The 21165-nt window shown below is 58.7% G+C and carries 20 protein-coding genes; 4 read left to right on the forward strand and 16 right to left on the reverse strand.

Annotated elements, in window-relative coordinates:
* Positions 1-124: 124 nt before the first annotated feature.
* The 3 genes from HBO24_RS12715 to HBO24_RS12725 form a co-directional block, all read right to left on the reverse strand.
* Positions 125-1750 carry a methyl-accepting chemotaxis protein gene (locus tag HBO24_RS12715; protein WP_057438873.1) on the reverse strand — a complete coding sequence of 542 codons (1626 nt, stop codon included), beginning with the start codon at positions 1748-1750 and terminating at the stop codon, positions 125-127.
* A 139-nt stretch (positions 1751-1889) separates the two neighbouring features.
* Positions 1890-2354, reverse strand: coding sequence for a DUF3859 domain-containing protein (locus tag HBO24_RS12720; protein ID WP_057438872.1), 465 nt, complete (start codon positions 2352-2354; stop codon positions 1890-1892).
* Positions 2355-2421: 67 nt separating this feature from the next.
* A complete protein-coding gene (locus tag HBO24_RS12725) occupies positions 2422-3426 on the reverse strand; it encodes an amidohydrolase family protein (protein ID WP_170059816.1) in 1005 nt (334 codons plus the stop codon).
* 139 nt (positions 3427-3565) lie between these two features.
* Between HBO24_RS12725 and HBO24_RS12730 the strand changes: the two genes are divergently transcribed.
* Positions 3566-3982: an OsmC family protein gene (locus HBO24_RS12730; protein WP_057438871.1), complete on the forward strand. Its 417-nt coding sequence runs from the start codon at positions 3566-3568 to the stop codon at positions 3980-3982.
* Positions 3983-4046: 64 nt separating this feature from the next.
* Positions 4047-4913, forward strand: coding sequence for a pirin family protein (locus HBO24_RS12735; RefSeq protein WP_170044976.1), 867 nt, complete (start codon positions 4047-4049; stop codon positions 4911-4913).
* Positions 4914-5006: 93 nt separating this feature from the next.
* Here HBO24_RS12735 and HBO24_RS12740 read toward each other — a convergent pair whose 3' ends face one another.
* The 4 genes from HBO24_RS12740 to HBO24_RS12755 all read right to left on the reverse strand — a co-directional run bounded on the left by HBO24_RS12740 (position 5007) and on the right by HBO24_RS12755 (position 8734).
* Positions 5007-5735 (reverse strand): dienelactone hydrolase family protein, encoded by a 729-nt coding sequence (locus HBO24_RS12740; RefSeq protein WP_057958988.1) that lies wholly within the window; start codon positions 5733-5735, stop codon positions 5007-5009.
* Positions 5736-5802: 67 nt separating this feature from the next.
* Positions 5803-7707, reverse strand: coding sequence for a molecular chaperone HtpG (gene htpG, locus HBO24_RS12745; protein ID WP_057438909.1), 1905 nt, complete (start codon positions 7705-7707; stop codon positions 5803-5805).
* Between the two features lie 89 nt (positions 7708-7796).
* The gene (locus HBO24_RS12750; protein WP_057958987.1) at positions 7797-8261 is read right to left on the reverse strand and encodes a PaaI family thioesterase; all 465 of its coding nucleotides are present in this window, start codon (positions 8259-8261) and stop codon (positions 7797-7799) included.
* Entirely contained in the window at positions 8258-8734 is a 477-nt protein-coding gene (locus tag HBO24_RS12755) for a PaaI family thioesterase (protein ID WP_057438867.1), read from the reverse strand. The genes HBO24_RS12750 and HBO24_RS12755 overlap by 4 nt, the downstream gene beginning before the upstream one ends.
* Before the next feature lie 158 nt (positions 8735-8892).
* Here HBO24_RS12755 and HBO24_RS12760 point away from each other — a divergent pair, with 158 nt between their 5' ends.
* The gene (locus HBO24_RS12760) at positions 8893-9144 is read left to right on the forward strand and encodes a hypothetical protein (RefSeq protein ID WP_029292691.1); all 252 of its coding nucleotides are present in this window, start codon (positions 8893-8895) and stop codon (positions 9142-9144) included.
* A gap of 73 nt (positions 9145-9217) precedes the next feature.
* Here HBO24_RS12760 and HBO24_RS12765 read toward each other — a convergent pair whose 3' ends face one another.
* Positions 9218-9619, reverse strand: coding sequence for an MAPEG family protein (locus HBO24_RS12765; RefSeq protein ID WP_170059817.1), 402 nt, complete (start codon positions 9617-9619; stop codon positions 9218-9220).
* Entirely contained in the window at positions 9616-10356 is a 741-nt protein-coding gene (locus HBO24_RS12770) for a DUF599 family protein (RefSeq protein WP_057958986.1), read from the reverse strand. Before HBO24_RS12770 ends, HBO24_RS12765 begins: the two co-directional genes overlap by 4 nt.
* A gap of 96 nt (positions 10357-10452) precedes the next feature.
* On the opposite strand from HBO24_RS12770, the gene HBO24_RS12775 reads away from it, so the two are divergent.
* The gene (locus HBO24_RS12775; protein ID WP_170059818.1) at positions 10453-10614 is read left to right on the forward strand and encodes a hypothetical protein; all 162 of its coding nucleotides are present in this window, start codon (positions 10453-10455) and stop codon (positions 10612-10614) included.
* An 8-nt stretch (positions 10615-10622) separates the two neighbouring features.
* Here the strand turns inward: HBO24_RS12775 and brnQ are convergent, their stop codons facing one another.
* The 7 genes from brnQ to HBO24_RS12810 all read right to left on the reverse strand — a co-directional run bounded on the left by brnQ (position 10623) and on the right by HBO24_RS12810 (position 21162).
* The gene (gene brnQ, locus HBO24_RS12780; RefSeq protein ID WP_057444573.1) at positions 10623-11936 is read right to left on the reverse strand and encodes a branched-chain amino acid transport system II carrier protein; all 1314 of its coding nucleotides are present in this window, start codon (positions 11934-11936) and stop codon (positions 10623-10625) included.
* Positions 11937-12309: 373 nt separating this feature from the next.
* Entirely contained in the window at positions 12310-13191 is an 882-nt protein-coding gene (gene sucD / locus HBO24_RS12785) for a succinate--CoA ligase subunit alpha (RefSeq protein ID WP_057438865.1), read from the reverse strand.
* Positions 13191-14357, reverse strand: coding sequence for an ADP-forming succinate--CoA ligase subunit beta (gene sucC, locus HBO24_RS12790; RefSeq protein ID WP_003233235.1), 1167 nt, complete (start codon positions 14355-14357; stop codon positions 13191-13193). Before sucC ends, sucD begins: the two co-directional genes overlap by 1 nt.
* Positions 14358-14559: 202 nt before the next feature.
* Complete coding sequence (gene lpdA, locus HBO24_RS12795) at positions 14560-15996, reverse strand: dihydrolipoyl dehydrogenase (RefSeq protein ID WP_057958985.1); 1437 nt, start codon at positions 15994-15996, stop codon at positions 14560-14562.
* 101 nt (positions 15997-16097) lie between these two features.
* On the reverse strand, positions 16098-17321 hold the full coding sequence (gene odhB, locus HBO24_RS12800) for a 2-oxoglutarate dehydrogenase complex dihydrolipoyllysine-residue succinyltransferase (protein WP_057438862.1): 1224 nt from the start codon (positions 17319-17321) through the stop codon (positions 16098-16100).
* Between the two features lie 44 nt (positions 17322-17365).
* A complete protein-coding gene (locus tag HBO24_RS12805) occupies positions 17366-20197 on the reverse strand; it encodes a 2-oxoglutarate dehydrogenase E1 component (RefSeq protein WP_057438861.1) in 2832 nt (943 codons plus the stop codon).
* A 260-nt stretch (positions 20198-20457) separates the two neighbouring features.
* Positions 20458-21162: a succinate dehydrogenase iron-sulfur subunit gene (locus HBO24_RS12810; protein WP_057438860.1), complete on the reverse strand. Its 705-nt coding sequence runs from the start codon at positions 21160-21162 to the stop codon at positions 20458-20460.
* Between the last annotated feature and the right edge of the window lie 3 nt (positions 21163-21165).

The raw sequence follows: 21165 nt of genomic DNA on the forward strand, positions 1-21165 counted from the left end.
CGTTTTTTATGGGGTGGGGTTAACTTTAGACCGCGTCGCTTTCATCGCAGGCAAGCCAGCTCCCACATTGATCGCATTCCAACTCGGTCGAGTGTGGGCTTGCCTGCGATGGCGATCTTCAGCCCTACACCGAAAACCGCGCCACCATGGTGTTCAGATCCACCGCCAAGCGCGATAACTCCTGGCTCGCCGCACTGGTTTGATTCGCCCCTGCCGACGTCTGCATCGACAGGTCGCGGATGTTCATCAGGTTGCGATCCACCTCCCGCGCCACCGCTGCCTGCTGCTCCGAGGCGCTGGCAATCACCAGGTTGCGCTCGTTGATCAGGGTAAACGCCGAGGCAATCTCCTCCAACGCCGTGCCCGCAGACTTGGCAATCTCCAGGGTCGCACGCGCCCGGCCATTACTTTGCTGCATGGAACTGACCGCCTGATCGGTACCCTGCTGAATCCCGCCGATCATCTGCTCGATTTCCTGGGTCGATTGCTGGGTGCGATGGGCCAAGGCCCGCACTTCATCGGCGACCACCGCAAAACCACGCCCGGCCTCGCCGGCCCGCGCCGCCTCGATCGCCGCATTCAACGCCAGCAGATTGGTCTGCTCGGCAATGGAGCGGATCACATCCAATACCTTGCTGATGCCGTACACCTTCTGCGCCAAGTCCTCGACCTGGGTGGCATTGGCGGTCACGTCGTCGGCCAGGGACTCAATCGACAGCACCGTCTGGTGTACCTGTTCGCGCCCGTGCTGGGCAATACGATCGGATTCGCGCGAAGCCTGTGAGGTAGCTACCGCGTTACTGGCCACCTCCTCCACCGCCGCCGTCATCTGGTTGACCGCCGTGGCGGCCTGTTCGATTTCCTGGCTTTGCTGGTGCAGGCCACGGGTGGCGTCTTCGGTGACCGAACTGAGTTCCTCGGAAGCGGACGCCAGTTGGCTGGAGGACTGGGAAATACGCTGGATGGTCTCGCGCAGGTTTTCCTGCATGCTCTTGAGCGCCTGCTGCAGGCGCGCTGGCTCGTCCTTGCCGCTGACAGTGATCTCGCCGGTCAAATCGCCGCTGGCCACCCCTTGGGCGACCCTCAGCGACTGCGCCAGTGGCGACACGATACTGCGGGTCAACAACACGGCCAGGCCGATGGTAATCAGCGCAGTCAGGGCAATCATGCCGATCACCCCTATTCGGGATTGACTGAACACTTGCTGGGCCAGTGCCGCCGCCTGATTGGCGCTGACCTTGTTGAGAGTGACCAGTTCGCCCAGGGTACCGGCCATGGTATCGGCCAGATGATTCATCTCGCCATTGACCACCTTGACCGCATCTTCCAACTGGTTCTGCCGGGACAACGCCATGACCTGCTCCTGGCGTTGCAGGTACTGTTGCTGCTCAACCTTGAAGCGGTCGAACAGTACCTGGTCCTCGGGCAGCACAATCAACGCTTCATACAGCAACTGCGCGGTGTGCAACTGCTTTTTGATTTCGAGGATTTTTTGCTCATTCTGCGCCACCGCCTGAGGGTCGCGATTGACCAGCAGGCGCAGGGTCAAAGCGCGTATGCGCAGCAGATCCTGACTCATTTCACCGGCCGCCATCACACTGGGCAGCCAGTTGGTTTCCACCTGGTCGGACTGCTCGCGCATATTGGCCATTTGCAGCAAGGCGAACCCGCCCAGCACAAACACCATCAACGCCAAAAATCCAAAACCCAAGCCTGCACGCGGAGCGATATTGAGACTTCTGATACTCATTGCGCTGATTCCTTTCAAGAGCGCTGCATCCACCTGCAGCGAGTTGCTCTTGAAAGGTATCGGCGTCTTCGGCTTTTTGCGTAAGACGAAAACGCGATATCAAAACGCCTTTATCTACTGAGTCTATTAGTGTAGCGATTCAGCGCACGGTAAAGCTCTTCTGGGTCAGCAGGCGATCACCCTGGAACACCATGAACCGCCACTCGCCCGGCACCACTTCGTGGCTTTCGGTGAACTCGTAGGCCATCACGTCCTGAGGCGCACCGGGCACCAGTTTCTGGGTCACTTCGAACTTGTCATGCCGCTGGCCATCAGCCGTGCGAATGCCTGGGGTGAAGTAGAGCAAGGTCAGCGGCGTGTCTTCGGCCACCTTGCCGAGCAACTGGTAACGCAGGCCAAACTTGGTCCCCAGCTTGGCCGGCACTACGGTGGTGGCCTGGATCTGCTCGTTGCTACGGCGCAACACGCGCTCGCCCGATTGCAGCTCGGCTTTCGGGCCTTCGAATACGCCGAATTCCACCGGGCCTTCGATACGGACTTCGGCACTGGCCAGGCCGCTGATCATCATCAATGCCGCCAGGGCGCTTAAACGGGTGAGGTGCATAGTGGGCTCCTTGAGTGAGATGGCGGGAGCTTATGACACCGGTATGACGGGACGATGACAAACCCGATCAACGCGCCTTGGGCAAAATCGCCAGGAAATTGTCCCGTGCGACTTTTCGCGCAACGTCTTCAGGCAAGGCATCGAGGAAGGGATTGAAGCTGCGCATCTCCTTACCCAACTTGTTGAACCGCCCTACTACATCAGACCCCAGCATAAAGCGCTCCGGGAAGCGCTCTACCAGCGCCAGCCATTGCAGACGGGGCTTTCCCGCCTCGTCCAGTAAATAAGGGGTGAGCACGCTCCAGGACAGGTCGATGTACAGGTTGGGATAAGCCTCCAGCATGCGGCTCAGGGTCGGCAACAGGAAGTCCAGCTGCGTCTGGTGCCGATGGATCTCCATGCTGGTGCCGGCATGGGCCCAGATAAACCGGGTATGCGGATGATTACGCAGTGGCCCTTCGATCTCCGCCAGGTACAAGGGGTTGCGCTCGCGCTTGGAGGTGATGTTGGAGTGCACCAGCACCGGCAGGTCATTCTCGGCGGCCAGGTGATAGATCCGCGTCATGGCCTCGTTATTGGCCCGAGGTGTGTCACCGGAGGTCAGCGCAGTCAGGTCATCGTGGCGGGTGAAGACTTCGCCAATGCCCTGCCACAGGCCCGGATACAGGTCGAGCATGCGCTGGATATGGGCCTCGGAGTTCTTGTCGTTGGGGTTGAAGCCGCTGAGGAACGGGTGGAAATGCTGGCGCTGTTCGGGGGCCAGCTTGCTGACGGCTGCGGCGACGATTACATCGGTGGCGCTATACCAGTAGGCATCCGCGTCATCTCCGGCGTAATAGCGTGGGCGCTTGGGTTCGTCTTCGTGCCACTTCTTCGCAACCGGGACGCCGGAAATCATCACATGCTCGATGCGATTATCGGCCATGGCCTTGAGCAGCTTGTCCATGCCGGCCGTCTCCTGGAAGAAGTCGACGTAATGCAGGTGCGCGTCGCTGTAGGCATAGTCGCGGGCTTGTACGGTAAGGCTGCTGGCGGCGAGCAACAGGGCAAGACTCAGGCGGGTCCAGGGCACGATACAACCTCAATAAGGGATTAGTCAGGTAGACCAGCGGCGGCCTGCCGGGGTTCAGCTGATAAAAACACGGAACACTCAGGTGCCAGCATGCTCTATAACTGCATGATCTTCATCCTGCCACCCTGTGAGGTTTACCATGCCTGTTATCGTTAATACGCTGAACACCGAGAACTTTCGCCATAGCGTCAACATCAATAACCATGAGCTGTTTACCGACCTGCCCAAGAGCCTGGGTGGCGACGACTCGGCGCCCTCGCCCCACGATTACTTCGACGCCGCGCTGGCCTCATGCAAGGCCCTGACCGTCAAACTGTATGCGCAGAAAAAGGACATCCCCCTGACCGGCGTGACCGTGGAAGTCACCCACGACAGCACCGAGGAGCAAAAGGGCAAGTACAAGCTCAACGTCAAGCTGACCCTCAAGGGTGTGCTCACCGATGAGCAACGCACCGAGCTGCATCGCGTGGCCGACAAATGCCCGGTGCATAAACTGATGACCACCGCCGAGATCAGCATCGAGACCAAACTCGCCGAAGGTGCGTTCAGCCAGTAACACCGATTCCCTGCCTGGCGGGTTATGCTCAAGCCCTACAAACCCGCTCAGACAGGGATGCTCCATGACCACCGTGACTGTGATCCGCCCGCGCGCCGAAGATGTCGAAGGCCAGCCCATCCTGCGCCCGCTGCCCTCGCGGGAATGCCGTAGCGTCGGGCCCTTCGTGTTTTTCGACCATATGCTCCAGACCCGCTATGCCCCTGGCAACGGCATGAATATCCGCCAGCATCCGCATATTGGCTTGTCCACCCTCACCTACCTGTTTGAAGGCGAACTCCTGCACAAGGACAGCCTCGGCTCCGATCAAGTGGTACAGGCCGGTGACGTCAGCTGGATGACCGCCGGCAGCGCCATTGCCCACGTCGAACGCACGCCCGACGCGCTCAAGGCCAAGGGGTTCGATCTACATGGCCTGCAGGTGTGGCTGGCCTCACCCAAGGCACACGAGCAAGGGCCGGGGCATTACAGCCATCACCCTGCCGCCAGTTTGCCGGTCAGTGACAACCTCGGGGTGGTGATCCGCATGATCGCCGGCAGTGGCTTTTGCCTGGAATCACCGGTGCCAGTGCTGTCACCGACGCTGTATGCCGAGGTCCATATGCAAACCGCCACCACCCTGCTGATTCCGGATGAGCATGTGGAGCGGGCAGTGTATGTGCTGGAAGGTGATGCGCAGCTCGAGGGCGAACCCGTGGAACCCCATAGCCTGGTGGTGCTGCCGGCGGGCCAGAGCATGGCGCTGTTTGCCGAGACCGACTGCCATCTGGTGGTCTTCGGCGGTGCGCCACTGGATGGGCCACGGCGGATCAACTGGAATTTTGTCGCCAGTGACCCGGCATTGATCGAACAGGCTCGCCAGCGCTGGGCGGCCGGGGATTGGCCGACAGTGCTGGGCGAGGCAGGGAGAATTGAGCTGCCTCTGAGATAGCTATCGCGGGCAAGCCCGCCCTCACACTTGGAATGCCCTCCAACATGTGGGAGCGGGCTTGCCCGCGATGGGGCCAACTCAGGCGCTAAATATTCAGCCCTTGAACACTTCATCCAACAAATTATGCATCGCCTGGAACGCTCGCCCAGCGGTCTTGGCGTCGTACATCATCTTGCCCGGCACATTCGCCTGCGGGTCAGTGAACGAATGCACCGCGCCACCGTAGCTCAGCAATTGCCAATCCACCCCGGCCGCGTTCATCTCGTCTTCAAAGGCAGGCAACTGCTCTTTGGGCACCAACGGGTCAGAAGCGCCATGCAGCACCAGCACCGAACCCTTGATGTTCTTCGCGTCTGCCGGGTTGGGCGTGTCGAGGGTGCCATGGAACGACACCGCCGCCTTCAGCGGCGCGCCGGTACGCGCCAGCTCCAGAGAGCAGCAACCGCCAAAGCAGAAGCCAAAGGTCGCCAGCTTCGAGGTATCGACAGCCGCTTCGGCCTGGCCTTGCAGTTGTTCAAGGGCCGCCTGCATGCGCTTGTTGAGCAGCCCACGGTCATTCTTCAACGGCATCATTGCCGCGCCAGCTTCATCACCGTTCGACGGGCGCACCTGTTGCCCGTATAGATCGGCGATCAACACCACATAGCCCTTGCCGGCCACGGCCTTGGCGATCTCTTCGGCGCCTGCGCTGACCCCCATCCAGTTCGGCGCCATCAACAGGCCCGGCAGTGGGCCCTGGTGGCTGGCATCGAAGGCCAGGCGGCTTTCATAAGACTGGCCATCAATCTGATAGACCACGGAACGCACGGTGACTTGGCTCATCATTTTCTCCGGTTGATATCCATGAAAACGAAAAACCCCGCCGAAGCGGGGTTTTCTTGCAGCGTTGTTAAACCGACAGTTCAACCAACAGCTTGTTCAGTCGGCGCACGTAGGCGGCCGGGTCTTTCAAGCTGTCCCCTGCGGCCAGGGCCGCCTGGTCGAAGAGGATGTGCGACAGGTCGCCAAAGCGCTCTTCGCTCTGCTCGCCGTCGAGTTTCTCGATCAGCGGGTGAGCCGGGTTGAATTCGAAGATCGGCTTGGAGTCCGGCACCTTCTGCCCGCTGGCTTCCAGGATCTGGCGCATTTGCATGCCCAGGTCCTGCTCGCCAATGGCCAGGATCGCCGGGGAGTCGGTCAGACGGTGGGAAACCCGCACTTCGCTGACAGCATCGCCCAGGGCGGTCTTGATGCGTTCAACCAGGCCTTCTTTGGACTTGGCCACTTCTTCAGCGGCTTTTTTGTCCTCTTCCGAATCCAGGTTACCCAGGTCCAGGTCACCACGGGCCACGTCGACAAAGCTCTTGCCGTCGAAGTCGCTGAGGTAGCTCATCAGCCACTCGTCGATACGGTCGGTGAGCAGCAGCACTTCGATGCCTTTCTTGCGGAAGACTTCCAGGTGCGGGCTGTTCTTGACCTGGGCGTAGGTTTCGCCGGTCAGGTAATAAATCTTGTCCTGACCTTCCTTGGCGCGAGCCAGGTACTCGGCCAGAGACACCACCTGCTCGCCGTCTTCGCCTTGAGTCGAGGCAAAACGCAGCAGGCCGGCGATTTTTTCCTTGTTGGCGAAATCTTCAGCCGGACCTTCTTTCATGACCTGGCCGAAGTTTTTCCAGAAGCCCTTGTACTGCTCAGGCTCGTTCTTCGCCAGTTTTTCCAGCATGTCGAGTACACGCTTGGTCAGCGCCGACTTCATGGAGTCGATGATCGGGTCTTTCTGCAGGATTTCCCGCGACACGTTCAGCGACAGGTCGTTGGAGTCGACCACGCCCTTGATAAAGCGCAGGTACAGCGGCAGGAAGGATTCCGCCTGATCCATCACGAACACGCGCTGCACGTAGAGCTTCAGGCCTTTGGGCGCTTCACGCTGGTACAGGTCGAACGGAGCACGGGCCGGTACGTAGAGCAGCGAGCTGTATTCCAGCTTGCCTTCGACCTTGTTGTGGCTCCAGCTCAGTGGGTTCTCGTAGTCGTGGGCGATGTGCTTGTAGAACTCCTGGTATTCCTCGTCCTTGACCTCGGTACGCGGACGGGTCCACAGGGCGCTGGCGCGGTTGACCACTTCCCATTCCTGGGCTGGAGCCTCCTCGCCTTCGGCCGCCGCTTGTTCTTTCGGCAGTTCGATCGGCAGCGCGATATGGTCGGAGTACTTCTTGATGATATTACGCAGGCGCCAGCCATCGGCGAATTCGTCTTCACCGGACTTGAGGTGCAGCACGATGCGGGTACCGCGGTCGGCCTTGTCGACGGTGGCGATTTCGAATTCGCCCTCGCCCTTGGAGGCCCAGTGCACGCCTTCGCTGGCGTCGAGGCCGGCGCGGCGGCTGAACACTTCAACTTTGTCGGCGACGATAAAGGCCGAGTAGAAGCCCACGCCGAACTGGCCGATCAGGTGCGAATCTTTCTTCTGGTCGCCCGACAGGTTCTTCATGAAATCGGCGGTGCCGGATTTGGCGATAGTGCCCAAATGGGTAATCGCATCTTCACGGCTCATGCCGATGCCGTTGTCTTCGAGGGTGACGGTCTTGGCGTCCTTGTCGAAGCTCACACGGATTTTCAGTTCCGCGCCACCTTCCAGCAACTCAGGCTTGGACAGGGCTTCGAAACGTAATTTGTCGACAGCGTCAGAGGCGTTCGAGATCAATTCGCGAAGGAAGATTTCCTTGTTGGAATACAGCGAATGGATCATGAGGTGCAGCAGCTGCTTCACCTCGGTCTGGAAGCCCAGGGTTTCCTTTTGAGTTTCCACACTCATGGTCATCAAACTCCAATTGGATGGCAGTGGCCGCACCCGAAAGGGTTAGCGGCGGGTTGTCATCAAAGTTGGGGGCTAAGACCAGGATTTCAAGGGCGGGCCTGCTCCTGAATCTTGAAATGCGCGCGAGCGGTCGCGATAGGTTCGGCCGGGGTGCTTTGCCAGGCAGTGATTGCCACATTGGCCACCCGCCGTCCCTGGCGCCACACCTGGCAGGTGGCAAAGGTGTCGCGAAACTGCCCGGCCCGCAGGTAATCCAGGGAAAAATCGACGATCTTAGGCAAGCCTTTTTCAACCCCTGGGGTGCCCGTGGCCACCCATAGATGAAAGGCCGCCGACAGCTCCATAAAGCCTGCGATCACACCGCCATGGATGGCCGGCAATATCGGGTTACCAATATTGTCCTTGTTGGCCGGCATGCGAAACAGCAACTCATCCCCCAGGCGCGTGCATTCAACACCGATCAGCCTGGCGTAGGGGATCAGTTCGAGCAGCGCCTTATAGTCGCCCCGGTGATGGGCCTGTTGCATGCGGGTCTTGAATTGATGGGTCATGCCTGTTCTCCCTTGATGCTGCTGCCCAGTCCTTTGGTGCCCTTCAGGCGTTTGCCCATGCGCATGAACGTGCCCACCACATGGGCAATCGGCTGCTGGGGGTCATCCTGATAAGCGAAGCCACGGGTGAAAATCACATCGGTGGTCACCCGATAGCATTGGGCAAAGCCGAACACCGCCTTGTGCGGCTCGGCCGGGTGCATGTAGTCGATACGCAGATCCAGGGTCGGGCAGACTTCAAATTCCGGGAGTACGCACAGAGTGGCCATGCCACAGGCCGTGTCCATCAGGGAGGTCAGGGCGCCGCCATGGATAATCCCGGTTTGCGGGTCACCGACAATCTGCGCGCTATAGGGCAAGAGCAAAGTCATGCCCTGGGGGCTCGCATCATGTACTTGGATGCCCAGGACCTGACAGTGACGCAGGGCCGAAACAAAACGTGCAGCACGCTCTAAAAGGGGGCTATCGGTCATTGGATAAAGACTCTTATTAGTAGTGATCCGGCGAAACAAATACCCCGGAAGAAAGTTCCTTAGCGAAACAGCCTATATATCTGTGGGATTAAAGGAACTAATGCGTGCACCCCATGCTCGAAAGGCCAGTAGATATCTTCAATAAGGAGAAACACCCCATGCGCAAGACTTTCGCTGTTTCCTTGATGTTGGCTGCCGCCCTTGGCCTCGCTGCCTGCGATAAAAAATCCGAGGACAAAGCTCAGGATGCCAACCAGCATGCTGAACAAGCTCAAGAAAAAATGAGCGAAGCTCAGGATAAAGTGAACGACGCTGCAAAAGAAAACGCCGAAGCCGCCAAAGCCCAAGCTGAATCTGACGCCGCCGCTGCTAAAGAAGCTGCTCCAGCTACACCTGCAACCGGTTCCTGATACCGTGGTTTAAATACCACGTTGCAAAAGAAAGCCCGCTTAATAGCGGGCTTTACTTTGTGCGGAGCTTTTATCAAATCAGCAAAGTGCGAAATGTCGGACTAAGCATCAACAACAGTGAACACAGTAACCCCACCACCCACACCAGGCTGCGCTGCCATGCCAAGTCGGCCCAGTAGCACGCAAGATAGACTACCCGCGCAATCACAAAGATGATCGCCAGCCAATCAATCAGGTAGCCCTGGGTCTGAGTGGTATGGGCCATCAATACACCCACTGCAAACAAGATAAACGCTTCAAAACTGTTTTGATGAGCGGCCACTGCCCGTGCGCCGAAGCCGGTCAATTGCGCTTGCTGGCTGCGGGGAAGGTGGTTGTCATACCCGCCCTTCTCTTTCATGGCCTTGCCCACGGGCATGCGCGCCACAAAAATCAGCAGTGCACTGATGAATACACACCAGAACGGAATACTCACGATGTTGCCTCCTTGGTCGCTTCAGGCATCGGTGCCTCTGTAGGGGTATAGACCATGACCTCCAGAACGTCGGAATGAAATTCCCGGCGATACAACACCAGCACCACCCCGCTGCTCATCAGCATGAACAGCCAGGGGCTGACAAACCAGGCAAGCATGGTCATGCCGAAGTAATAGGAACGCAGGCCGAAGTTGAACTGGTTGGCGGCCATCGAAATCACCCGCGCAGCCCGTGAGGCAAACGCCTTGCGCTCCTGCTCGGAGACGTGGCGTTCACCGACCATCGGCGCCGAGCCAATCAGGATCGCCGCGAAGTTGTACTGGCGCATGCACCAACTAAAAGTAAAGAACGCATAGACAAACACCAGGGCCAGGCACAGCAGCTTGATCTCCGACATACCCTGGGACGCCTGCTGCACCATGGGAATGTCCGCCAGCAGCGAGACCGCGCGCTCCGAAGCCCCCAGCACGGTAAGGATACCGGCGAGGATGATCAGGGTGCTGGAGGCGAAAAACGAGGCGTTGCGTTCCAGGTTGCCAATCACGCTGGCATCGGCGATGCGGTTGTCGCGCAGGAGCATGCGGCGCATCCAGTCTTCGCGATACAGGTGCAGCACACTGGCCAGGCAGGCCGTGTCCCGGGCTTTCCAGCTGGCGTAGCGGGTGTAGCCGCCCCAGCAGATGACGAACCACAGTGCAGCAAGCAAGTGAATCAGGTTGGCTTCGACAAATGACATGCGGGTCCTCTAAACAAATGGGGCTGGCTAACTTGGCCAATGTAGAAGCTGGCTTGCCTGCGAAAGCGGTGGATCAGTCGGCCTGATACCGACTGAATGGACGCCATCGCAGGCAAACCGGCCCCCACACTGACCGTGCTCCTGATCTGGAAAATTCATCACCCTTTCGACGTTAGCCCACAAAAAAAGGCACTGCCCACCGCCCATAAAAAATGCCCCGGATCGTTTGATACGGGGCATTTCGATGTCAGCGTGTGACAAGCGCTTTAAGCGATGGCTTCGCTGCGCTTGCCGAGCATACGGTCAACCCCGAATGCAGCCACCAGAGTAATCACACAAGGCACCAGCCAGGCCAGGCCTTGCTCGCTCAATGGCAGGTTAGCCATTTGCGCAGGCATCCAACCCGCCAGCCCCGCACCCTTAAGGGCGTCGATGGTGCCAAAGATAAACGACACCAACATCACCGGACCCAGGATGCGGCCATGCTCATGCCAGAAGTCTTTGCAGAAGCTCAGCGCCACCAGCACGATGCACGGCGGGTAGATGGCGGTCAGTACCGGGATCGAGAACGCGATCAGCTTGGTCAGGCCCAGGTTAGAGACCAGCAGCGAAAACGCAGCAAGGATCACCACCAGAGTCTTGTAGGACAGTGGCAATACCCGGCTGAAGTACTCGGCGCAGGCACAGGTCAGGCCCACGGCGGTGACCAGGCACGCCAGGGAGATCAGTACCGCGAGGAAACCGCTGCCCAGGGAGCCAAAGGTGTGTTGAACATAGGCGTGCAACACGGCTGCGCCGTTGGCTGCACCGGCGGCCACTTCATGGCTGCCCGAACCGAGGCGGAACAGGCTGATGTACACCAGCGCCAGGCCCAGGCCGGCAATCAGCCCGGCAATGATCGCGTAGCGGGTGATCAACTGCGGCGACTCGACACCACGGGAGCGGATAGCGTTGACGATCACGATGCCAAACACCAGCGCGCCCAGGGTATCCATGGTCAGGTAACCATTGATAAAGCCCTGGGAGAACGGTGCGGCGACGTACTCAGGCGTAGCAACGCCGATATCACCCGCAGGCAGAGCAAAGGCCGCGATACCCAGGACCGCCAGCGCAATGATTTTCAGCGGCGCGAGAAAACGGCCGACGGTATCCAACAGGCGCCCTGGGTACAGGGAGATGAAGAACACCAGCAGGAAGTACACCGAGCTGTAGAGGAACAGTGCCAGCGGGCTTTCGCCGGTCAATGGCGCCAGGCCGACTTCAAACGACACCGTCGCGGTACGCGGGGTGGCGAACAATGGCCCGACTGCCAGGTAGCACGCGGCAGCCAGGATGCCACCGGCGACCTTGCCGATAGGGCTGCTCAACGCGTCCATGCCACCGCCGACCTTGGCCAGGGCGATGACCGTAACCACCGGCAGACCGACTGCGGTGATCAGGAAACCCAGCGCCGCCATCCAGACATGCGGCCCGGACTGCAAACCAACGATAGGCGGGAAGATGATGTTGCCGGCGCCCACGAACAGGGCAAAAGTCATAAAGCCCAACGCCAGGATATCCTGGCCTTTCAACACTTTCATTTGAGGAAATACCACACTACTGAATCGGAATTTAGAGGGGGATTCCCTATGGATGAGGGAAATACTGCCGGCCCTTATGGGGACCGACCGGTCTAGCACGCGGCTTCCTTTTGGGATGCAGGCGCATAAAGAGGCGGCAAGAGTACCGAATTTGTCTGACAAACGCACTGTTGCGGGGCGGACTGTCCGATAAGCGACACTTTGATGTCGCGTTTTCATACTTAATTTGGCAATGCTGTCCACTGTGGGAGCTGGCTTGCCTGCGATGCAAACGGCGCGGTGATACAGGCCAGCTCCCACAGTGGATGGCAGAATGCACAAAGGCCACCCGAAGGTGGCCTTTGTGTGGTGAAGCGTCAGTTAAGCGCGAGGCTTACTTGATCGCCCAGCCAGTCAGCTCGGACAAAGCCTTGCCGATGTCTGCCAGCGAACGCACGGTTTTCACGCCTGCGTCTTCCAGGGCAGCAAACTTCTCGTCTGCAGTACCCTTGCCGCCAGAGATGATTGCGCCAGCATGGCCCATGCGCTTGCCCGCAGGGGCAGTCACACCAGCGATGTAGGAAACAACTGGCTTGGTCACGTGTGCCTTGATGTAGGCAGCCGCTTCTTCTTCAGCCGAACCGCCGATCTCACCGATCATCACGATCGCTTCGGTCTTCGGGTCTTCCTGGAACAGTTTCAGGATGTCGATGAAGTTCGAGCCTGGGATCGGGTCACCGCCGATGCCGACGCAAGTCGACTGACCGAAACCGGCGTCAGTGGTCTGCTTCACAGCTTCGTAGGTCAGGGTGCCGGAACGGGAAACGATACCGACTTTGCCTGGCAAGTGAATGTGACCTGGCATGATGCCGATCTTGCATTCGCCTGGAGTGATCACGCCTGGGCAGTTAGGGCCGATCAGGGTAACACCCAGCTCGTCGCACTTAACTTTAGCGTCCAGCATGTCCAGGGTAGGAATGCCTTCGGTGATGCAAACGATCAGCTTGATGCCGCCGAATGCCGCTTCCAGGATGGAGTCTTTGCAGAAAGGAGCTGGAACGTAGATCACGCTGGCGGTGGCGCCAGTTTGAGCTACAGCTTCTTTCACGGTGTTGAACACTGGCAGGCCCAGGTGCTCGGTGCCGCCTTTGCCCGGAGTTACGCCACCAACCATCTTGGTGCCGTATTCGAGGGCTTGCTGGGTGTGGAAGCTACCTTGCGAACCGGTAATACCCTGGCAGATAACTTTGGTGTCTTTATTGATCAGGACGCTCATTATTTGCCCTCCGCAGCTTTGACAACTTGTTGAGCAGCGTCGGTCAGGCTGGTTGCAGCGATGATGTTCAAACCGCTTTCTGCCAGTACTTTAGCGCCCAGTTCAGCGTTGTTGCCTTCAAGGCGTACAACAACCGGGATTTTCACGCCGACTTCTTTCACTGCACCGATGATGCCTTCGGCAATCATGTCGCAACGAACGATGCCGCCGAAGATGTTGACCAGTACTGCAGCGACGTTGGAGTCGGACAGGATGATCTTGAATGCTTCGGTAACGCGTTCTTTGGTAGCACCGCCGCCTACGTCGAGGAAGTTGGCTGGTTTGCCGCCATGCAGGTTGACGATGTCCATGGTACCCATGGCCAGGCCAGCACCGTTGACCATGCAACCGATGTTACCTTCCAGGGCTACGTAGTTCAGTTCGAACTTGGCAGCGTGCGCTTCGCGCGGATCGTCTTGCGACGGATCGTGGAAAGTCTTCAGCTTAGGCTGACGGTACATGGCGTTGGCGTCGATGTTGATCTTGGCGTCGAGGCAATGCAGATCGCCGTCAGCCTTGATCACCAGCGGGTTCACTTCCAGCAGGGCCAGATCGTGATCCTGGAACAGTTTGGCCAGACCTACGAAGATCTTGGCGAACTGGGCAACTTGCTTGCCTTCCAGACCCAGCTGGAAAGCCAGCTCGCGACCCTGGAATGGCTGAGCGCCAACCAGTGGATCGATAGTGGCTTTCAGAATTTTTTCTGGGGTTTCGTGAGCGATCTTCTCAATGTCCACGCCACCTTCGGTGGAAGCCATGAACACGATGCGACGGCTCGAACGGTCAACGACAGCGCCCAGGTACAGCTCTTTAGCGATATCAGTGCACGATTCAACCAGGATCTTGGTGACTGGCTGGCCATTGGCGTCAGTCTGGTAAGTCACCAGACGCTTGCCCAGCCACTGCTGTGCGAAGGCCTTGGCGTCTTCTTTGCTGCGAACCAGCTTAACGCCGCCCGCTTTACCGCGACCACCAGCGTGGACCTGGGCTTTGACAACCCATTCAGTACCGCCGATTTTGTCGCAAGCTTCTGCTGCTGCTTCCGGGGTGTCTACTGCGTAGCCCTTGGAAACTGGCAGGCCGTACTCAGCGAACAGCTGCTTACCCTGATACTCGTGAAGATTCATGCTTTTTACCGTCTTCGTTAGGTACTGCGCATTCGGCGCTGCGCTCATTATGAGTGCCGCGCCACCTGTGACTGCTGCTTGCCCAGCTCCACCGCCCTAAGACCGGCAAAGCTGCGCAAGACTGCGTCCAGCGGATATTCCGCGGTGAGTCTTGCGCGCAAGGCTCACGACGGGCAACCGCCGTGGTTTCTTATTATCTCGCTTAGCGCTTCTTCTTGTTGGCAATGTGGATGGCATGGCCATTCACTGCCAACGCGGCTTCGTGCAGCGCTTCAGACAGGGTCGGATGGGAGAAAACCATCATGCCGATGTCTTCGGCGCTGGTGCCGAATTCCATACCGATAGCGCCCTGCTGAACCAGCTCTGCTGCGCCTGGGCCAATCACGTGGACACCCAGTACGCGGTCAGTCTTGGCATCAGCGATGACTTTGACAAAGCCGCCAGTGTCGTTCGCTGCCATGGCACGGCCAGAAGCGGCAAACGGGAAGGTGCCGACGTTAACTTCAACGCCTTCAGCTTTCAACTGCTGTTCGTTCTTACCAACCCATGCAATTTCCGGGTGGGTGTAGATGACCGAAGGGATCAGGTCGTAGTTCATCTGGGTCTTGTGACCCTTGATGCGCTCAACCACCATGATGCCTTCTTCGGAAGCCTTGTGCGCGAGCATCATGCCGCGAACCACGTCGCCGATGGCGTAGACGCCAGGTACGGTGGTAGCGCAGTGATCGTCAACATGGACAAAGCCACGCTCGTCGATGGTCACGCCGCTGTCAGCTGCCAGCAGATCAGTGGTCACTGGACGGCGACCAACGGCAACGATCAGCTTGTCGAAAGTGATGGTCTGTTCGCCATCCTTGTCGGTGTAGGTTACGACAACTTCTTCGCCGTTGACTTTCGAACCGGTCACGCGAGCGCCCAGCTTGATGTCCAGACCTTGTTTGGTCAGGGTTTTCAGCGCTTCTTTGGACACTGCGGTGTCGGCAGCCAGCAGGAACGTGTCCAGGGCTTCCAGCACGGTCACTTGCGAACCCAGACGGGACCAGACCGAACCCAGTTCCAGGCCGATCACGCCAGCGCCGATCACGCCCAGGCGTTTTGGTACCGCTTGGAATTCCAGGGCGCCGGTCGAATCGACGATCACGTTCTGATCAACAGGAGCAGGCGGAATGTCGATTGGACGCGAACCTGGAGCCAGGATCACGTTTTCGGCTTCGATGATTTCAGTCGAACCGTCTGGCTTGGTGATTTCAACTTTCTTGCCGGCCAGCAGTTTGCCGTGACCTTGCAGGGAAGTGACGCCATTGGCCTTGAACAGGGTAGCAACGCCAGAGGTCAGGCCTTTGACGATGTTGGCCTTGCGGCCGACCATTGCTGGCACGTCCATGGTCACGCCAGCGTGGTTGATGCCGTGGATGGCAAAACCGTCCTGGGCTTCGTGGAATTTCCAGGAGCTGTCCAGCAGCGCCTTGGAAGGAATGCAACCGACGTTCAGGCAGGTACCGCCCAGGGCCAGTTTGCCTTCCTTGTCGGTGTATTTTTCGATGCAAGCAGTCGAGAGGCCCAGTTGAGCGGCCTTGATGGCGGCCACGTAGCCGCCAGGGCCCGCACCAATCACTACAACGTCAAATTTCTGAGACATGAAAATAGATCCTCTATTTTAGCGACAAGCTTCAAGCCTCAAGTTGCGAGCCAAGCTGCTCATTCCGGCAGCTTGCAGCTCGCAACCCGAAGCTGCTTCTATCAGATATCCAGGAGCAAGCGAGCCGGGTCTTCCAGCAGATTCTTGATGGTCACCAGGAACGTCACGGCTTCTTTACCGTCGATCAGGCGGTGATCGTAGGACAGTGCCAGGTACATCATCGGACGGATCACGACCTGGCCGTTGATGGCCATCGGACGCTGGATGATGTTGTGCATGCCCAGGATCGCAGCTTGTGGCGGGTTGACGATCGGGGTCGACATCATCGAACCGAAGGTACCACCGTTGGTGATGGTGAAGGTACCGCCGGTCATCTCGTCGATGGTCAGCTTGCCGTCGCGGGCTTTCTTGCCGAAGCCGGCGATGCCGCCTTCGATTTCAGCCAGGCTCATCAGTTCGGCGTTACGCAGGACCGGTACTACCAGGCCACGGTCGCTGGACACGGCAACGCCGATGTCAGCATAGCCGTGGTAGACGATGTCGCCGCCGTCGATGGAAGCGTTGACTGCCGGGAAGCGTTTCAGGGCTTCGGTGGCCGCTTTCACGAAGAACGACATGAAGCCCAGGCGCACGCCATTGTGGGACTTCTCGAACAGGTCCTTGTACTTCGAACGCAGGGCCATGACTTCAGTCATGTCGACTTCGTTGAACGTGGTCAGCATGGCCATGTTCGACTGTGCTTCAACCAGGCGCTTGGCCACGGTGGCACGTACGCGAGTCATCGGTACGCGCTTCTCGGTGCGGTCGCCAGCAGCGAATACAGGCGCAGCGGCAGCTGGAGCAGCAGCCTTGGCAGGTGCGGCAGCCGGAGCGTTTTTCTTGGCTTCGACAGCAGCAACCACATCTTCCTTGGTCACACGGCCGTCTTTGCCGGTGCCTTTGATGGAAGCCAGGTTGATGCCGTTTTCTTCAGCCAGCTGACGCGCAGCCGGTGCAGCGATTGGATCTTCACCACCCGCAGCCGGAGCGGCAGCAGCAGGTGCGGCAGCCGGAGCAGCAGCGGCGGCTGGAGCAGCGGCAGCAGCACTGCCCTCTTCGATCGAACCCAGTACCTGGTTGGACAGGACGGTAGCGCCTTCTTCGGCAACGATGGCGCCCAGGACGCCGTCGGCTTCGGCCAACACTTCCAGAACAACCTTGTCGGTCTCGATGTCGACGATCAGGTCGTCACGCTTGACGGCCTCGCCTGGTTTCTTGTGCCAGGTGGCAACGGTGCCATCGGCAACCGATTCCGGGAATGACGGGGCTTTGATTTCGATAGCCATTATCTGTGGGTCCTTAAAATTCGGTTTCAGTCAGCGCGAAGGCGTTAAACAGTGAAAGCATCTTGCAGCAGTTTTTCCTGCTGCTCGGCGTGCATCGACGCATAACCACACGCAGGTGCAGCAGAAGCATCACGGCCGGCATACTCCAGGCTCAGGGCCTTGTTGTGGTTACCGATGCTGCGACGCAGATGATGCTGGCTGCTGTACCACGCGCCCTGGTTCATCGGTTCTTCCTGACACCACACCACGTGGGTGAGGTTGGTGTAAGGCGCGATGGCCTCCATCAGGTCGTCTTCCGGGAACGGGTAAAGCTGCTCGATACGCACGATGGCGATGTCTTCGCGGCCTTCGGCACGACGTTTTTCCAGCAAGTCGTAGTAAACCTTGCCGCTGCACAGGATCAGGCGAGTGACCTTGGCTGCGTCCAGGGTGTCGATTTCCGAAATAACGGTCTGGAACGAACCGTCGGCCAGATCTTCCAGGGTCGAGATGGCCAATTTGTGACGCAACAGCGATTTCGGAGTCAGCACTACCAGCGGCTTGCGCAGCGGGCGGATCACCTGGCGACGCAGCAAGTGGTAGATCTGGGCCGGGGTAGTCGGCACGCACACCTGGATGTTGTGCTCAGCGCACAATTGCAGGTAACGCTCCAGACGGGCCGAGGAGTGCTCCGGACCCTGACCTTCATAACCGTGTGGCAGCAACATGGTCAGACCGCACAGACGGCCCCACTTGTGCTCGCCGCTGGTGATGAACTGGTCGATAACCACCTGGGCACCGTTGGCGAAGTCGCCGAACTGGGCTTCCCAGATCACCAGCGCGTTTGGCGTGGTGGTCGAGTAACCGTATTCGAACGCCAGAACGGCTTCCTCGGACAGGAACGAATCGTACAGGTCGAAACGTGGCTGGCCTTCATACAGGTTCTGCAACGGGATGTAGGTGCCCGCGTCTTTCTGGTTGTGCAATACCGCGTGACGGTGCGAGAACGTACCGCGGCCGATGTCCTGGCCGGTCATGCGGATCGGGTGACCTTCGAACGCCAGGGTCGCGTACGCCATGGTTTCAGCGTAACCCCAGTTGATCGGCAGGCCGCCGGCTTGCATCTTCTGACGGTCTTCGTAGATCTTCGCAACCTGGCGCTGTACGACGAAGCCGTCTGGAATTTCCAGCAGCTTGGCGGACAGTTCCTGCAGGGTTTTCAGATCGAACGAAGTGTCATGACGTGCAGTCCAGGCGTGGCCCAGGTACGGACGCCAGTCCACGAACAGCTCTTTGTTCGGCTCTTTGACCAGGCTTTTTACTACATGCAGACCATTGTCCAGGGCGTTGCGGTATTCGTCGATTTTCGCCTGAACACGCGCGTCATCCAATACACCGGCCTTGGTCAGGCTTTCGGCGTACAGCTCACGGGTGGTGCGCTGCTTGGTGATCTGCTGGTACATCAACGGTTGGGTGCCGCTAGGCTCATCCGCTTCGTTGTGACCGCGACGGCGGTAGCAAACCAGGTCGATGACCACGTCACGCTTGAACTGCATGCGGTAGTCAATGGCCAGTTGGGTCACGAACAATACGGCTTCCGGATCATCCCCATTCACATGGAGGATCGGCGCCTGGATCATCTTGGCAACGTCGGTCGCGTACTCGGTAGAGCGTGCGTCCAGCGGGTTGCTGATGGTGAAACCAACCTGGTTGTTGATAACGATGTGAACCGTGCCGCCGGTCTTGAAGCCGCGAGTCTGCGACATCTGGAACGTTTCCAGGACCACGCCTTGACCGGCGAATGCCGCGTCACCGTGGATGGAAATCGGCAGAACCTTCTCACCGGTGGAGTCGTTGCGACGATCCTGACGAGCACGCACCGAACCCTCGACCACTGGAGAAACGATTTCCAGGTGGGACGGGTTGAACGCCATGGCCAGGTGAACTTCACCGCCGGTGGTCATCACGTTGGACGAGAAGCCCTGGTGGTATTTAACGTCACCGGAACCCAGCTCGACCTTCTTTTTGCCTTCGAACTCGTCGAACAGCTCGCGCGGGTTCTTGCCGAAGGTGTTGACCAACACGTTCAGGCGACCACGGTGAGCCATGCCGATCACGATTTCCTTGGTGCCGTAGGAACCGGAACGCTGGATCATCTCGTCAAGCATCGGAATCAGGCTCTCGCCGCCTTCCAGGCCGAAACGCTTGGTGCCTGGGTATTTGGTGCCCAGGTACTTTTCAAGGCCTTCGGCAGCGGTGACGCGCTCAAGCAGGTGGCTGCGCACATCGGCGGACAGCACCGGACGGCCACGCACGCCTTCCAGGCGATGCTGGAACCAGTGGCGCTGCTCGGAATCGGTGATGTGCGTAAATTCAGCGCCGATGGTGCGGCAATATGTCTGCTGCAACGCTTCGTGAATTTCGCGTAGGCTCGCTTCCTCTTTGCCGATGAACAGGTCGCCGGCACGGAAGGTCGTATCAAGATCGGCATTGGTCAAGCCGTAGTGATTGATCGACAGGTCCGCAGGTGCAGGACGCTGCCACAGCCCCAGCGGATCAAGCTGGGCTGCCTGGTGGCCACGCATACGGTAGGCCTGGATCAGTCGCAGTACTTCAACTTGCTTCTTCTCGTGCTCACTGCTCACGCTTCCGGCGGAAACCGGCTGGGCGCGGCGCTGGTTCTTTGCCAGCAGCACAAATTGATCGCGAATTGTTGCATGCGATACATCGGTGGCAGCGTTGCCGTCTGAAGACAACGTCTGAAATTTGGTGCGCCATTCTTCTGGCACAGCGTTAGGGTCGTGCAGGTAGAGCTCATAAAGCTCTTCCACATAGGCAGCGTTACCACCTGAAAGATAGCCGCTGTTCCACATGCGCTGCATCACGCTTTCTTGCATGCTTGGTCACCCTCGATTTGGGGACACCACCGGCGAAAACACCGAGTTTGCTTGCAAAAGGCCAAGTGCAGCGACCAAAACAAGCCACTTAGGATCACGCTGATAGTTCGGGTACCAACCCGAATGCCCCTGCTTGTCTCATTTCTTCAAAATAAGAGCCGCGGCTTTGTAAGTCGCTGCTCAAGTTAAAACTACGGCGCCGGTTGAAGCCTGCGCCGTAGCATTTACGGGCACAACGGTCCTGCTTTTACTACAACGTCTTACACGCCGCTTTGCAGCAGCATGTTACGGATGTGACCAATTGCCTTAGTCGGGTTCAGGCCTTTGGGACATACGTTGACGCAGTTCATGATCCCGCGGCAGCGGAATACGCTGAACGGGTCATCCAGTGAAGCCAGACGCTCGGCCGTCTTGGTGTCACGGCTGTCTGCCAGGAAGCGATAGGCTTGCAGCAGTGCAGCTGGACCCAGGAACTTGTCCGGGTTCCACCAGAAGGACGGGCAAGAGGTCGAGCAGCAAGCGCACAGGATGCACTCGTACAGACCGTCGAGCTTTTCGCGCTCTTCCGGGGACTGCAGACGCTCGATGGCCGGAGCCGGCGTGTCGTTCTGCAGGAATGGCTTAACCTTTTCGTATTGCTTGTAGAAGATGCTCATATCGACGACCAGGTCACGGATAACCGGCAAACCTGGCAGCGGACGTACAACAAGCTTGTTCTTCTTGACCACGGCCGACAGCGGCGTGACGCAAGCCAGGCCGTTTTTGCCGTTGATGTTCATGCCGTCGGAGCCGCAGACACCTTCACGGCAAGAGCGACGATAGGAGAAACCCTCGTCCTGCTCTTTGATCAGGGCCAGCACATCCAGCACCATCAGGTCTTTACCACCGGTATCGACCTCAAATTCCTGCATGAACGGCGCAGCGTCCTGATCAGGGTTGTAGCGATAAACACTGACTTTCAACATGGC

It is taken from the genome of Pseudomonas sp. WS 5410 (assembly GCF_012985645.1).
In the GTDB taxonomy this organism is placed as follows: domain Bacteria; phylum Pseudomonadota; class Gammaproteobacteria; order Pseudomonadales; family Pseudomonadaceae; genus Aquipseudomonas; species Aquipseudomonas shahriarae.

What these genes read in the sequence shown, in the direction of transcription:
- HBO24_RS12715 (WP_057438873.1), bottom strand. Translation starts at nt 1,750, where the DNA reads ATGAGTATCAGAAGTCTCAATATCGCTCCGCGTGCAGGCTTGGGTTTT.
- HBO24_RS12720 (WP_057438872.1), bottom strand. Translation starts at nt 2,354, where the DNA reads ATGCACCTCACCCGTTTAAGCGCCCTGGCGGCATTGATGATGATCAGC.
- HBO24_RS12730 (WP_057438871.1), top strand. Translation starts at nt 3,566, where the DNA reads ATGCCTGTTATCGTTAATACGCTGAACACCGAGAACTTTCGCCATAGC.
- HBO24_RS12735 (WP_170044976.1), top strand. Translation starts at nt 4,047, where the DNA reads ATGACCACCGTGACTGTGATCCGCCCGCGCGCCGAAGATGTCGAAGGC.
- HBO24_RS12740 (WP_057958988.1), bottom strand. Translation starts at nt 5,735, where the DNA reads ATGAGCCAAGTCACCGTGCGTTCCGTGGTCTATCAGATTGATGGCCAG.
- htpG (WP_057438909.1), bottom strand. Translation starts at nt 7,707, where the DNA reads ATGAGTGTGGAAACTCAAAAGGAAACCCTGGGCTTCCAGACCGAGGTG.
- HBO24_RS12750 (WP_057958987.1), bottom strand. Translation starts at nt 8,261, where the DNA reads ATGACCCATCAATTCAAGACCCGCATGCAACAGGCCCATCACCGGGGC.
- HBO24_RS12755 (WP_057438867.1), bottom strand. Translation starts at nt 8,734, where the DNA reads ATGACCGATAGCCCCCTTTTAGAGCGTGCTGCACGTTTTGTTTCGGCC.
- HBO24_RS12760 (WP_029292691.1), top strand. Translation starts at nt 8,893, where the DNA reads ATGCGCAAGACTTTCGCTGTTTCCTTGATGTTGGCTGCCGCCCTTGGC.
- HBO24_RS12770 (WP_057958986.1), bottom strand. Translation starts at nt 10,356, where the DNA reads ATGTCATTTGTCGAAGCCAACCTGATTCACTTGCTTGCTGCACTGTGG.
- HBO24_RS12775 (WP_170059818.1), top strand. Translation starts at nt 10,453, where the DNA reads ATGGACGCCATCGCAGGCAAACCGGCCCCCACACTGACCGTGCTCCTG.
- brnQ (WP_057444573.1), bottom strand. Translation starts at nt 11,936, where the DNA reads ATGAAAGTGTTGAAAGGCCAGGATATCCTGGCGTTGGGCTTTATGACT.
- sucD (WP_057438865.1), bottom strand. Translation starts at nt 13,191, where the DNA reads ATGAGCGTCCTGATCAATAAAGACACCAAAGTTATCTGCCAGGGTATT.
- sucC (WP_003233235.1), bottom strand. Translation starts at nt 14,357, where the DNA reads ATGAATCTTCACGAGTATCAGGGTAAGCAGCTGTTCGCTGAGTACGGC.
- lpdA (WP_057958985.1), bottom strand. Translation starts at nt 15,996, where the DNA reads ATGTCTCAGAAATTTGACGTTGTAGTGATTGGTGCGGGCCCTGGCGGC.
- odhB (WP_057438862.1), bottom strand. Translation starts at nt 17,321, where the DNA reads ATGGCTATCGAAATCAAAGCCCCGTCATTCCCGGAATCGGTTGCCGAT.
- HBO24_RS12805 (WP_057438861.1), bottom strand. Translation starts at nt 20,197, where the DNA reads ATGCAAGAAAGCGTGATGCAGCGCATGTGGAACAGCGGCTATCTTTCA.
- HBO24_RS12810 (WP_057438860.1), bottom strand. Translation starts at nt 21,162, where the DNA reads ATGTTGAAAGTCAGTGTTTATCGCTACAACCCTGATCAGGACGCTGCG.